The sequence below is a fragment of the Trinickia camelliae genome, from assembly GCF_053525655.1.
In genome coordinates this window covers 1-11,961 of sequence record NZ_JBCHAA010000030.1, presented here as the reverse complement: position 1 = coordinate 11,961, position 11,961 = coordinate 1, and the positions used below count along the sequence as shown (strand labels likewise).

At 62.9% G+C, this 11,961-nt stretch carries 10 protein-coding genes; 7 read left to right on the top strand and 3 right to left on the bottom strand.

The window, feature by feature from the left end; translation table 11 throughout:
- Nucleotides 1–32 precede the first annotated feature (32 nt).
- The 3 genes from tssE to AAHK20_RS32040 are packed head-to-tail and all read right to left on the bottom strand — an operon-like array spanning nucleotide 33 to nucleotide 1,412.
- A complete protein-coding gene (gene tssE, locus AAHK20_RS32050) occupies nucleotides 33–587 on the bottom strand; it encodes a type VI secretion system baseplate subunit TssE (protein ID WP_449185534.1) in 555 nt (184 codons plus the stop codon).
- Nucleotides 574–747, bottom strand: a complete 174-nt coding sequence (locus AAHK20_RS32045) for a hypothetical protein (RefSeq protein ID WP_449185533.1) — start codon at nucleotides 745–747, stop codon at nucleotides 574–576. The genes tssE and AAHK20_RS32045 overlap by 14 nt, the downstream gene beginning before the upstream one ends.
- Before the next feature lie 2 nt (nucleotides 748–749).
- On the bottom strand, nucleotides 750–1,412 hold the full coding sequence (locus AAHK20_RS32040) for a TagK domain-containing protein (protein ID WP_449185532.1): 663 nt from the start codon (nucleotides 1,410–1,412) through the stop codon (nucleotides 750–752).
- A gap of 516 nt (nucleotides 1,413–1,928) precedes the next feature.
- Between AAHK20_RS32040 and tssH the strand changes: the two genes are divergently transcribed.
- The 7 genes from tssH to AAHK20_RS32005 all read left to right on the top strand — a co-directional run bounded on the left by tssH (nucleotide 1,929) and on the right by AAHK20_RS32005 (nucleotide 11,820).
- Entirely contained in the window at nucleotides 1,929–4,622 is a 2,694-nt protein-coding gene (gene tssH / locus AAHK20_RS32035) for a type VI secretion system ATPase TssH (RefSeq protein ID WP_449185531.1), read from the top strand.
- Nucleotides 4,623–4,659: 37 nt separating this feature from the next.
- The gene (gene tssB / locus AAHK20_RS32030; RefSeq protein WP_449185530.1) at nucleotides 4,660–5,199 is read left to right on the top strand and encodes a type VI secretion system contractile sheath small subunit; all 540 of its coding nucleotides are present in this window, start codon (nucleotides 4,660–4,662) and stop codon (nucleotides 5,197–5,199) included.
- A gap of 27 nt (nucleotides 5,200–5,226) precedes the next feature.
- Entirely contained in the window at nucleotides 5,227–6,720 is a 1,494-nt protein-coding gene (tssC, locus tag AAHK20_RS32025; protein WP_449185529.1) for a type VI secretion system contractile sheath large subunit, read from the top strand.
- Nucleotides 6,721–6,811: 91 nt separating this feature from the next.
- The gene (locus tag AAHK20_RS32020) at nucleotides 6,812–7,297 is read left to right on the top strand and encodes an Hcp family type VI secretion system effector (RefSeq protein WP_449185528.1); all 486 of its coding nucleotides are present in this window, start codon (nucleotides 6,812–6,814) and stop codon (nucleotides 7,295–7,297) included.
- A gap of 83 nt (nucleotides 7,298–7,380) precedes the next feature.
- Entirely contained in the window at nucleotides 7,381–7,884 is a 504-nt protein-coding gene (tssJ, locus tag AAHK20_RS32015; RefSeq protein ID WP_449185527.1) for a type VI secretion system lipoprotein TssJ, read from the top strand.
- Nucleotides 7,885–7,915: 31 nt separating this feature from the next.
- Complete coding sequence (tssK, locus tag AAHK20_RS32010; protein ID WP_449185526.1) at nucleotides 7,916–9,262, top strand: type VI secretion system baseplate subunit TssK; 1,347 nt, start codon at nucleotides 7,916–7,918, stop codon at nucleotides 9,260–9,262.
- Between the two features lie 35 nt (nucleotides 9,263–9,297).
- The gene (locus AAHK20_RS32005) at nucleotides 9,298–11,820 is read left to right on the top strand and encodes a type VI secretion system Vgr family protein (protein WP_449185525.1); all 2,523 of its coding nucleotides are present in this window, start codon (nucleotides 9,298–9,300) and stop codon (nucleotides 11,818–11,820) included.
- Nucleotides 11,821–11,961: the final 141 nt, after the last annotated feature.

The following is an 11,961-nucleotide window of genomic DNA, read 5'->3' as shown; positions in this document are numbered from 1 at the left end:
AGGTCTCGTTGTTGTCGTTGTACTGTGCTCGCTCAGCTGCTTCGCATGCCAGTGATCTGAATCTCGCTCGTTTCGAGGTCGAGCGAGCTCTGCACCATGAATTCGAGCGGATACGGGTCCATGTGAACCATGCCGCGCACGTCGAACGCGAGGATGTTGTGGTGTTCGCCGGCGTCGATTGCATGACGGGGCGACACCACCAGCGAGCCGGGGATCAGTCGCGGCTCGAAATCGGTAATGGCCCGGCGGATCATCAGCTCGATGTCGTTCCACTGGCGCGAGGCGAGAAACGCGCCCGCGAGCGGCGGCACGCCGTAGTTGACGGTGGAGGAGGCCGCCTGCGGGTAGCGCTCACGATCGATCTGGTCTGCGATGCTCGTGGTGTTGAGCAGATACGTCAGGTCCCGCTGCACGACGTCGCGCATCTGCTTGCGTGTCACCGCGTATTCCTCGGGGGCTTCCACGTGACGATGCGGGGCGTCGTCTCGCAGGCGGTCGAGGAGGGTTGGCATCAGGTGCATGCTGGCACGGCGTGGCGTCGTCGGGACCGACGCGCCATCGCCGGAGAGATGCTTAAGCGGTTCCATCGGCATAGTCCTCCGGCATGGTGGCAAGGTCTGATGCGCTCTCGCCGAATTCGCAGTCGAGAAGTTCGAACAGACCGAAGTCGCCCGACGTCGTCGTCCAAGTCTTACGTCCGAGTGCGGTCGCCGCTGTGCGGCGCGGGGGCGCGGCAGGTTGTTGCATGGTCATTCCTCGTGGTCACGCGAGGGCGCGAACAGCGGACTGTCGACGCTCAGCGTGTGATGCTCGCGGCGAGTCAGTTCCGGCGGCAACCGGGGGGGGCGGCGCGCCGCTGCGGCGTGGTACTCGGGAGGTGCGAAAAGGCGCAGGACTTCCGTAGCAGACTCCGCCTCCAGATCGAGGGCGGGCTCGCCTGTGCGCAGCGGGCCGAAGTAGTCCTCGAGCCCGCGCTCGGCCGAGAGCATGGTTTCGATCGATTCCATGCCGGACCAGTCCGCGCCGAATTCCTGCTGGGATGCGTTGGCGTTGACGATACCGTCTCCCAATTGCACTGGCATCCCGGCTTCGCGCATCTCCCATTGATCAACAAGCGATGCCTGCGGGTCATCAAGGGCACGCCAGTACTGCTCCTGCAGCGTGGCAAGCAGATCCCGGGCAGGTTCCGAATCTCCCGGCGAGAGCGTGCCGTCATCGGAGCGAGCGAAGTCCCCCTTGTCGCTCGCCGCAATACGGTCAACCACCGCAGAGCCAATCACGCCGAACACGGCGTCGCTGTTGTTCAGATCGTCATTCGTCGAGCCATGCGAACCGCTGTCTTCGAGGTCTGCGCTAAGCGAGGCGCGCATATTTCCCGAGACGATTGCCTGTCCGTTCGTACCCTGAAGCATGGGCTCGACGTGAGACGCAGCCGACTTGCGATGCCATGGCAGTCTGGGTGCGTGCATTGGAAATATCAATAATCGGGAGAGCAAATTTTAAACACGAGTGTCGCCGTGGCGTCCACCATTGATAAGCGACTTTTGAATATTTAATAATTGTCAGGTTTTATTGACGTTATCAAATTATGTAAATATTTTTTAATTGACTAACCACCGTGCTGTGTAATTCGTTGGATTCAGTAAACGCAGATCCTCATTAGCGTTTGGGCCCGCTGGGCCGCGTTTTTCCGCGCCTATTGGGGCGGGCTTCAAGTGATTTCTTGACAAAGTGTGACAGTTTTTCGGTGCTTTTTTGTTGACGCGTTCTGAAGCCCGTGAAAATAATTCCACTTGCATAGACGTGATCTCTTTAAAACGATAACGCCATCGTTTGAAGTTGAGTTTTCAAGAGAAGTGCGGAACGGCAAATATCACGAAATCGAAACGTACTTGAAGAATGCGGCTAACAAGATCCCGGGGTAATGCATGACGATTCCACGCCAGGCGCTGTTCGGTAAGCTCGGGGTTTTGCTCTACCGCGGCATCGAATCGGCGACTAGTTTCTGCAAGTTGCGCGGCAATCCGTACGTCGAGCTTGTCCACTGGCTGCATCAGGTGCTGCAGCAGCCCGACAGCGATCTCCATCGGATCGTGCGGCACGCCGGCATCGTACGCGAAGTGCTGGAGCGTGACTTCGCGCGCGCGCTCGCCGCGTTGCCGGCTGGCGCGAGCTCGATCAGCGACTTCTCGTGGCACGTCGAGTCCGCGATCGAGCGCGCGTGGGTGATCGCCACGCTCAGTTACGGTGACCGGCGGGTGCGCGGTGCATGGCTCGTCGCGGCACTCGTGTCCACGCCCGAGCTGCGCCACGTGCTGCTCTCGATTTCCCCCGCGTTTGGCAAGATTCCTGTCGACGGTCTCGACGACGTGCTTCCCGCCTGGATCGATGGTTCGCCCGAGGCGACCGAGGCGCCGTACGACCACAGCGACTTCGCGCACGCCACGCCAGGCGACGCCTCTGGCGCGATGCCGGCCGCCGCGAAAACCGCATCGCTCGACCAGTACTGCATGGACCTGACAGCACGGGCGCGGGCCGGCGAGATCGATCCGGTGATCGGCCGCGAGCTCGAGATCCGCACGATGATCGACGTGCTGCTGCGCCGTCGGCAGAACAACCCGCTGTTGACGGGCGAGGCGGGCGTCGGCAAGACCGCGGTCGTCGAAGGACTCGCGCGGGCGATTGCGACCGGCAACGTGCCGCCAAAGCTGGCCGACGTGCGGCTGCTGTCTCTCGATGTCGGCGCATTGCTTGCGGGAGCGAGCATGAAGGGCGAGTTCGAGGCGCGCTTGAAGGGGGTGCTCGAAGCTGCAGCAAAGTCGCCGGTTCCGGTGATCCTCTTTGTCGACGAAATCCACACGTTGATCGGCGCGGGCGGTCAGGCCGGTACGGGCGACGCCGCCAACCTGCTGAAACCTGCGCTCGCGCGCGGCACGATCCGCACGATCGGCGCGACGACCTGGGCGGAGTACAAGCGGCACATCGAAAAAGACCCGGCGCTCACACGCCGCTTTCAGGTGCTGCAGGTTGCGGAGCCGACCGAGGCCACCGCGATCGACATGGTGCGGGGACTCGCGCAGACGTTCTCGAAGCACCACGGTGTGGTGGTGCGCGATGAAGCAGTTCGCGCCACAGTCTCGCTTTCGCACCGCTACATCCCGTCGCGCCAGCTGCCCGACAAGGCAATCAGCCTGCTCGATACGGCCTGCGCGCGGGTGGCGCTATCGCAACATGCGGCGCCGCGCGAGCTGGATGACCTGCGCCAGCGTCTCGCGGCCGCGCGCACCGAAGAAGACCTGCTCGTACAGGAAGCCCGCATCGGTCTGGATGCGAACAAGGCGTTGTCGGGCATTCGGGCGCGCATAGACGCACTCGCGACGGAAGAAGTTGCGGTTGAAACCCGCTGGCGCGAACAGGCTGCAGCAGCGCAGGCCCTGCTCATCGCGCGCGAAACGAGAACCGGGGAAGCCGATGGCCCACAGGCGAATCTGCCGGTGCCGGTCGCGAAGCTTCGTGAGCTTGAGCTCGCGCTGGCGAGTCTGCAAGGCGATACCCCACTGGTCTTTTCGGAGGTCGACGAGGCGATCGTCGCGGAGATCGTCTCCGACTGGACCGGCATTCCGGTGGGCCGCATGGTCACCGATGAAGTCGCGGCCGTGCGTACGCTGCCCGAGACGCTGGAAGTGCGCGTGATCGGCCAGACCGATGCGCTGCGCCGGATCGGGGAGCGTGTGCAGACGGCGCGTGCCGGCCTGACCGATCCGAAGAAGCCGCTCGGCGTCTTTTTTCTCGCTGGCCCGTCCGGCGTCGGCAAGACGGAAACGGCGCTCGCGCTTGCCGAATCGCTGTACGGCGGCGAACAGAACCTGATCACGATCAACATGAGCGAGTATCAGGAAGCGCACACGGTGTCGGGTCTCAAGGGGGCGCCGCCCGGCTATGTCGGTTACGGCGAAGGGGGCGTGCTGACCGAAGCGGTGCGTCGGCGTCCGTATTCGGTCGTGCTGCTCGACGAGATCGAGAAGGCGCACCGCGACGTGCACGAAATGTTCTTCCAGGTGTTCGACAAGGGCTACATGGAAGACGGCGACGGCCGGTACATCGATTTCCGCAACACGACGATCCTGCTGACGAGCAACGTCGGCTCCGACCTGACCGCGAGCCTGTGCGCCGATCCGTCGCTCGCGCCCGATCTGGAAGGTCTGCGCGAGGCACTGACGCCCGAATTGCTGAAGGCCTTTCCGGCGGCCTTCCTGGGGCGCGTGACGGTGGTGCCGTACCGGCCGCTCGCCGACAGCGCGCTGGCCAGCATCGTGCGGCTGCATCTGGGCCGCGTCGTGAAGCGCATGGCGGACAGCCACGACATCGCACTCACGTACGACGATGCGGTCGTCGATTACATCGTCGGGCGGTGCCTCGTGCAGGAAACCGGCGCACGCGTCCTGATCGGTTTCATTGAACAGCACGTGTTGCCGCGACTCTCGGCGCTCTGGCTCGATGCCTTCGCGTCGAAAGCCACGCTTGCGCACATCGCGATCGGCGTCGCCGACCCGGCCACCGCACCGGGCCAGGCCCTGACGTTCGAAGCGATGCCCCTCCATTCCGACCAGCGTACCCGCTGAATTCGCATTTCACCCATCACCGTTCAGGAGCCTGTTCATGTCCGCCAGCAGTTCGCAGAAATTCATCGCGCGCAATCGTGCGCCGCGCGTGCAGATCGAGTACGACGTCGAGGTTTACGGTTCGGAGAAGAAGGTCGAGCTGCCGTTCGTGATGGGCGTGCTCGCCGACCTGTCTGGCAAGCACCCGGTCGAGCCTCTGCCGACCGTGTCGGACCGGCGATTCCTCGACATCGATATTGACAATTTCGACGAGCGCATGAAAGCGATCCGCCCGCGCGTGGCGTTCGCTGTGCCGAACACGCTCACGGGCGAAGGCCAGATGATGGTCGACATGAGCATCGAGAGCATCGAGGACTTCTCGCCGGCCGCCATTGCGCGCAAGGTCGAAGCGCTGCGTCAGCTGCTTGAAGCTCGGACACAGCTCGCGAATCTGCAGACCTACATGGACGGCAAGTCGGGTGCCGAAGCGCTCGTCACGCAGCTGCTGCAGGACCCGTCGCTGCTCAAGTCGTTGGCTGCCGCACCGAAGCCCGAGCGCCATGAGAGCGACGCAGCCGCCCAGGACGACGCGAACTGACCGACGAACCGATTGAGGATGACCACCATGGCAAAACAGCAGGCACAGGCCGTTCAAATCCAGACGACCACCGAGTCCGATTTCACGCAGCTGCTCGAGAAGGAATTCCGGCCGAAGACCGACCAGGCTCGCGAGGCCGTCGAATTCGCGGTCCAGACGCTGGCCGAGCAGGCGCTGGCGCAGTCGGTCACGATCAGCGACGACGCGTACAAGAGCATCGCGGCGATCATCGCGCAGATCGACCACAAGCTGTCCGAGCAGATCAACCTGATCCTGCATCATGAGGATTACCAAGCGCTCGAATCCGCATGGCGTGGCCTGCATCACCTCGTGTCGAACACCGAGACCGACGAGCATCTGAAGATCCGTTTCATGGATGTCTCGAAGACGGATCTGCATCGCACGATGCGCCGCTACAAGGGGCTTGCGTGGGACCAGAGCCCGCTCTTCAAGCAGATCTACGAGGAGGAATACGGCCAGCTCGGCGGCGAGCCGTACGGGTGTCTCGTCGCCGACTACTACTTCGACCATACGCCGCCCGATGTCGACCTGCTGGGTTCGATCGCGAAGGTGGCCGCGGCTGCGCACACGCCGTTCGTCACCGGCGCGGCGCCGTCGGTGCTGCAGATGGAGTCGTGGCAGGAGCTCGCCAATCCGCGCGACCTGACGAAGATTTTCACGCAGAACCTCGAATACACCGCGTGGAACTCGATGCGTAACACCGAGGATGCCCGTTACGTGGGCCTCGCGATGCCACGCTTCCTCGCGCGCCTGCCGTATGGCGCCAAGACCAATCCGGTCGACGAGTTCGATTTCGAGGAAGACACGAACGGTTCGAACCACAGCCGTTATGGCTGGGCGAACGCCGCGTACGCGATGGGCGTCAACATCAACCGCTCTTTCAAGCTGTATGGCTGGTGCTCGCTGATTCGCGGCGTCGAGTCGGGCGGCACGGTCGAAAACCTGCCGTGCCATACGTTCCCGACGGACGATGGTGGCATCGACATGAAGTGTCCGACCGAGATCGCGATTTCGGACCGCCGCGAAGCCGAACTGTCGAAGAACGGATTCATTCCGCTCGTGCATCGCAAGAACACCGACCACGCGACCTTCATCGGCGCGCAGTCGCTGCAAAAGCCCGCCGAGTACCACGACCCGGATGCCACCGCCAACGCGAACCTGTCGTCACGTCTGCCGTATCTGTTTGCTTGCTCGCGCTTTGCGCATTACCTGAAGTGCATCGTGCGCGACAAGATCGGCGCATTCAAGGAGCGCGAGGACATGCAGCGCTGGTTGAACGAATGGGTCATGCACTACGTCGATGCCGATCCCGCCAACTCGTCGCAGGACACGAAGGCGCGTCGGCCGCTGGCTGCCGCCGAAGTGATCGTCGAGGACGTGGAGGGCAACCCGGGCTACTACCAGGCGAAATTCTTCCTGCGTCCGCACTTCCAGCTCGAAGGGCTGACCGTATCGCTGCGGCTCGTCACGAAGCTGCCGTCGATCAAGGAAGCCGCTTAACCCTCCCGCCGGAGGCTGACCCCCTTAGGCCGGGCATTGGAGCATTTTCTTTCATGCACGGCCTCTTTTTATTCACTCAAGGAGCATTGCAATGGCGCAGGACATTTTCCTGAAAGTCGACGGCATCAACGGCGAGTCGCTCGATGACAAGCACAAGGACGAGATCGAAGTCCTGAACTGGGACTGGGAGATCCAGCAGGAATCGTCGATGCATTCGGGTAGCGGCGGTGGCGCCGGCAAGGCGACCGTGAAGGACCTGACGTTCGAGCACAACATCGACCGCGCGAGCCCGAACCTGATGAAGTACGCGCTGACGGGCAAGCACATCGACCAGGCCACGCTCGTGATGCGCAAGGCCGGCGGCAATCCGCTCGAATACCTGAAGCTCACGATGAGCGACGTGATCGTCACGCGTGTGAAGCCGTCGGGCAGCAAGACCGATGCGGAGAAGAGCCGTGAGACGGTGTCGCTGTCGTTCGCGAAGGTCAAGCAGGAGTACGTCGTGCAGAACGCGCAAGGCGGCAGCGGCGGGGCAGTGACCGCGAGCTTCGACATCAAAGGCAACAAGGAAGCGTAAGCCCCGGGGCGCGCCGCGCTCAGGACGAAGACTCGTCTTCGCTGCGCGTGGCGCATCTCTCCGTCCATCGAGGTGAATTCAGCATGCGCTCGATTCTGACTGCGGCCACGCTCGCCGGTGTTGCGTTGCTCCCGGCCTGTGCGAGCGACGAGCCGAAGCCGAAGGAGACGATTCGGCTTGAACTGACCGTCAGAGCGAAATCCGATGTGAATCCGGACGATCGCGGCCGAGCGGCGCCGATCGTCGTACGCATTTACGAACTGAAGAACGACAACGCCTTCAAGGCGGCCGATTTCTTCACGCTTCAGACGCAGGACAAGACGATGCTGGCTGACGACGTCGTGAAGCGGGACGAACTGCAGTTGCGGCCGGGCGATCACCAGACCATCGTGCGGCGGCCCGATCAGGCAACGACCGCGATCGGTGTGATCGCAGCCTACCGCGACCTGCCGAATTCGGTATGGCGCTCGGTCTACACGGTGCCTGCCGCACCGGACAAGGCGTGGTACCGCTTCTCCACATCGAAACTGAAACTGACTATCGACCTCGAGGCCAACGCCATCAAGATCGAGGAAGCAACGAAATGAATGACGTCGCGCAACGAAACGGACGGTACGCATGAGCTGGTACGCCAAGGTCGCCTGGCAGGAAGGGCTGTTTTTCCGTCCGCAACTGTTCCAGCAGCAGGATCGCTACTTCGAGAAGTACGCGCATATGCGCGCAGCGCCGCTGTCGCCGTTCTACTTCGGCTTTACGCACTTCGCGCTCGATCTGGAATCGCTCGCCCTCGGCAAGGTGATCGTGAAATCGGCCGCGGGCGTGTTCGCCGACGGTTCGCCGTTCGACGCACCGGGCAATACGCCGCTGCCTCCGCCGTTGACGATCCGGCCGGAGCACCTTGATCAGGTGATCTATCTGGCCGTGCCGGTGCGACTGCCCAACTGCGAAGAGACGACGTTCGAGAATACGCCGGATTCGCTCGCGCGCTACCTCGTGTTCGACACGGAACTGCGCGACACGAATTCGATCGGCCTCGCACCGGAGCCCGTGCAACTTTCGAATCTGCGGCTGCGTCTGATGCCAGAAAAGGAGCTCGGCGATGCGTGGATCGGGCTCGCGCTCACGCGCGTGAAGACGATCCGTGCCGATGGCAGCATCGAACTCGACGATGCGCTCGTGCCGCCCGTGTCCGGCTACGGCGCAAGCGGCGTGCTGACGAGCTGGGTCACGAAGATTCATGATCTCGCGCGCCTGCGCGCCAACGCGCTTGCGCAGCGGCTCGCCGGTACCGACGACACCACGGCGAGCGCCGCGACCGTCACCGATTACCTGCTGCTGCAGATCCTGAACCGGCACGAGCCGCTGCTGCGGCACTTGCTTCGCGTGCCGACCACGTCGCCCGCCGACGTGTACGCGCTGTTGATCAGCATGGTGGGCGAGCTGTCGACCCATCTGCGTACCGATACGCGCCGGCCGCTCGACACGCATCCGCCTTACCAGCATACGACGCCGCACCTTTGCCTGAAGCCCGTCGTCGACGATACGCACCGGCTGCTCAACGCAGTACTGGTGCGCAGTGCGCAGAGCATAGCGCTCGAAGATCGCGGCCACGGCATGCGCAACGCGGTCGTCGATCCGGTCGAGATGCAGGGCTTCACGGCCGTCGTGCTCGCCGTCCACGCCGCGATGCCGCCGGACGTGCTGCAGCAGCAGTTCCTCTCGCAGGCCAAGGCCGGTCCGTCGGACAAGCTGCCGAGCCTCGTGCGCAGCCACCTGCCGGGCATCGGTCTACAGGCCTTGCCGGTGCCGCCGCGGCAGATCCCGTTCAACGCGGGCTACATCTACTACGAGCTGACCCAGGGCGGGCCGCTCTGGGAGGAAGTCATGCGCCACGGCGGTCTGGCGTTGCACGTGGCGGGCGACTTCCCGTCGCTGAAGCTCGAGCTGTGGGGCGTGCGTTCCTGAGTGCGTCGGAATGCGAACGATGACTGGAGATACAGATGGCCATGTTTGATGCCCCACGAACGCTGTCGGTTGCCGGCGCTGCTCTGCCGATGTACGGCGACCAGCCGATCCTCACGCCGGTCAGGCTGAGCGGAGGGGAAACGATTGGCGAGCTGTTCGAGTACACGCTTGAGCTCAAAACGCCGGACGCACTCGCGTTCTCGCTGAGCATTGCGGCGAACGTCGATCTCGACAAGCTGATCGGAACCGAGGTTACCGTTTCGATCCAGCTCGAGGGCAAGGGGCATTTCATTCCCGGGCTGGCTGGCAACGCAGGCTTGGCGAATATTGGCGCGGGCACGCGCGAGATCACCGGTGTCGTCAGTCATGCGTCGATCCTGCGCGAGGACGGCCGCTCGATTGTCTATGCGCTCACGTTGCGGCCATGGCTCTGGCACGCGACGAAGAACTGCGACTGCCGCATCTTCCAGGACATCTCGGTCATCGAAATCACCGATGCCGTGCTTTCGGCCTACCCGTTTCCGGTCGACAAGCGTCTGACCACGCCACGCCCGAACAAGGCGTGGCCGAAGCGCGACATCCAGCGTCAACACTTCGAGAGCGACTGGACCTTCCTGCAGCGGCTGTGGGAAGAGTGGGGCATCTTCTATTTCTTCGAGCATAGCGAAGGCAAGCACCGGCTGGTGCTCACCGACTCGATGGGCGCGCTCAAGCCGCTCGGCGAAGCCTACGCGACGATTCGCTATGAAGCGCCGACCGGACGGCGTATCGACGAAGAGCACATACACGATCTGTCAGTCTCGCATGCGCTCACGACGGGCGCAGTGACCAGTGTCGACTATGACTACACGTGGCCGCGTGCGGACTTGAAGGTCGGGCGCGAAGATCCACGTGACACAGGGCTCGCCCACCAGGAGCACTACACGTGGGGCGATTACGCGCAGCCGCAGGCGGGCGCGGCGGGCCTGTCCGGTGACCATAACGATCCACGCACCGAAGCGGAGTATCTGACGCTCGTGCAGATGCAGGCATACCGCTGTCAGGGGCTCAGGGCATCCGGCAAGGGGAACCTGCGCGGCCTTGTGACCGGCCAGACTTTTGTGCTGTCGCACTATCCGCAGAACGCGGCCAACCGGGAGTATGCGGTCATCGCCTGCAGGCTGACGATTGAGGACATCGGCGAAACGTCAGGTTCCAGCCAGCGTTACCGCTGTGAAGCAGACTTTACGCTGCAACCGACCAACGAGCCGTTCCGGCTGCGGCGCACGGCTGCGAAACCGCGCATCACCGGTGTCGAATATGCCGTCGTCACCTGCCCCGAGAATCAGGAAATCTGGACCGATGCATATGGCCGCGTGAAGCTCCAGTTCCTGTGGGACCGGCTGGGGAAGAACGACGAGCGTTCGAGCTGTTGGGTGCGCGTCGCCGGGACATGGCGCGGTGAGCAGTTCGGCGGGATTTTTCTGCCGCGGCGCGGGCATGAGGTCGAAGTCGCGTTTGTCAACGGCGATCCGGATTTGCCGATCGTTGTCGGTGCCGCGAGCAATGCATTCAATATGCCTCCGTTCGAACTGCCGAAGAACCAGGCGCTCGCCGGCTATCGAAGCCGGGAGATTGGGGGAAGGCGGGCGAATACGCTTGCTTTTGACGATACGAACGGAAAAATTCAGGCGCATCTGTCGAGTGATGAGGGCAGCTCGCAGTTGAATCTTGGCTATATCACGGGCATTGCGGGCAATGCTGGGCGGCAGGATGAGCGCGGCCGGGGATTCGAATTGGTGACGAGCTTGTGGGGGGTGGTTCGCTCGGCACTCGGGATGCTGATTACGACGCAAGGCCACGCTGGCGCTGAAGGGCATGTGAAGGAAATGTCCGAGACGTTGGGCCAGCTAGACGACGCGCATCGCCTTCACTATGCATTGAGCCAGGCGGCCCACGAAGCCGAAGCGCAGGATGCCGACGGACACCAGTCAGACCTTGCGAAAACGATCGCCGCCCAGAATCAGCAGATCCGCGGCAGCACCAGTGACGCCAATTCATTTCCGGAGCTGGCCGATCCGCATCTCGTCATCGCGGGCAAGGCCGGCGTTGAACTCGTCACGCCGGCGACTGCGCATATCGCTGCCCAGCAGGTCGCAGTTACCAGCGAAGGCCATGTCGGGATCGCGAGCGGCCGTGGTTTCTTTACGAGCGTGCGCGACACCATTCGCTTCATTGCGCAGCAGGGGTTGGTGAAGTTCGTCGCCGCGACGGGTGACATCGTGCTTCATGCGCTGACGAAATCAATCGTCGCGCGGGCACAGAAGCAGATCCTGCTCGAAGCAGAGGAAATCGTGCTGCGCGGAAAGCGGTCCATTCGCCTGGAGACCAACGGCAGCTTCACACAGATGGACTCCAACGGAATTGTGCATGGCACGACGGGCAAGTTTGTCGCGCACGCGGGGACGCATGATTTACCAGGGCCGCGAGACGTTCCCGTCGATCTTGCACCGAAGAAAATCTGTATTGAGTGCCTGCTGAAGGCCGCAAAAGGTGGTTCAGCACTCGTTCTACGTTAATTCGGAAGCCTGAAGACATGGTATTGCATCCCGTTTCACGATATCTGCGCCGGAGCATTGCCGTCGGCCTGCTTTCGGCCACTGTTCTGTCGCTTTCAGCGTGCGCCGAATCTCCGCCACCCGCGATCACGCATGTCGTGG